Source organism: Vibrio sp. 1F279, from assembly GCF_041439815.1.
GTDB lineage: Bacteria > Pseudomonadota > Gammaproteobacteria > Enterobacterales > Vibrionaceae > Vibrio > Vibrio tasmaniensis_A.
In genome coordinates, this window is sequence record NZ_JBGOOU010000088.1 from 1 (window position 1) to 1,330 (window position 1,330).

The window sequence follows — 1,330 nt, forward strand, 5'->3', positions numbered from 1 at the left end:
CGATGATTTGTATGCTATTTTTAAAAACCCAACTCACAATGAAACATTCGCTGAGCGAAGTTATCCCTGTTCATCGGTCTCAGTTAAAGCGCTAATTAGATTACCTGTATTTTAGCCTGGCACAAAATAAGCCTGTATCTCTACAGGCTTATGTGGATTGTCAAAAGCCACTTACCACTTACTGCCTTCGATGGTTCTTAGATCTGACAGGATATGATCAACGGCATAATTTGTGTTCTCTTCCAGCACTTTTTTGTTGGTTAGCTTCTTGGCGTGCTCTCTTGGTAAGATTTTCATTAAAGCAAAATCATCCACTTTGTGCTCGGTGGCATCGAGTGTAATCCGAATGTGAACTAACTTACCATTGATAAAACCAATCTGATTGGTCATCTCTTCACGGTTAAAGTGTTTATTGTGAAATGCCTGTTGCTCGGTGGTCAGTTCGAGCTTGTCACGGCTAAATTCTGCAATAAAGTCAGGTATATTAATAATGAAGTCTTGGTAATCGTCCCAACTGTTTGAGCGTGTCAGACTTGTGTTCTCTTGGGGTTTATCGGTATTATCCATGTGTACATACTCCAATGTATTGTGCTTGGGCTAACTGACTGGTACTCGGTTAGCCCTTTTATTTTCTGGTTACTTAACCAGCGCTGAGGTGTACTGTTTGAACTCTTCAAGACTCCCTAGGTTCAAGTTGCCCTTAATTTCCTCAAGTAATCGCTCGTTGTCTGAGTTCTTCTTGACGGTCTTTAGCGATAAAGACAGAGCATCAGAATGCAGACATTGCAAGTCTTGTAGCTTCAAATAAGCCAAGAGAGCCAAGAATTTTTGACCTCGCTCTTGGCCTGCACCACCTAAGAAGCCGCCTTTCTTTTCGAACTGACCTTGCTTATCCGCTTCAAAGTGGTGAATAAGGTTTGTTGTCAATTCTTGGTACTCTGGCGGCATAACTTCGATTTCTTCACTCTCCATCACAACCAAATAGCCGTTGGCGGTTATCAAATCATGGTGAGCATCAACAAAGCTAATTAATGCGTCACCTACTTCATTTGTCATCAGTGAATCAAGAGACTCACTCAATTCTGCTTTATTGGCTTGGTATTCGGCCTTGATGCTTTCACCATCGAGAGGTTCTAAGTTAGCAAAATCATGTCCACGCTCTTCATAAAAATGCTTTAACGTGCGTTTTTCATTCGCAGCTAATGTGCCTTTTTCTTGTTCAAATTGACTTAACTTATTACGGTTAAGTCCCGTCATTTCACAGACTTTTGAAATGCTCATTCCAATGTTGTCTCGAGCCTTAAAAAAGGCAAAACCTTGAAGGTCATGT

At 41.1% G+C, this 1,330-nt stretch carries 2 protein-coding genes; both read right to left on the minus strand.

Features of this window, described 5'->3' with window-relative positions; translation table 11 throughout:
- Positions 1-171: 171 nt before the first annotated feature.
- On the minus strand, positions 172-567 hold the full coding sequence (locus ACED60_RS25265) for a hypothetical protein (RefSeq protein ID WP_057622372.1): 396 nt from the start codon (positions 565-567) through the stop codon (positions 172-174).
- 69 nt (positions 568-636) lie between these two features.
- Positions 637-1,330 (minus strand): hypothetical protein (locus ACED60_RS25270; protein WP_371728706.1); only part of this gene is annotated, 694 nt, incomplete at its 5' end.

What these genes read in the sequence shown, in the direction of transcription:
- ACED60_RS25265 (WP_057622372.1), bottom strand. Translation starts at nt 567, where the DNA reads ATGGATAATACCGATAAACCCCAAGAGAACACAAGTCTGACACGCTCA.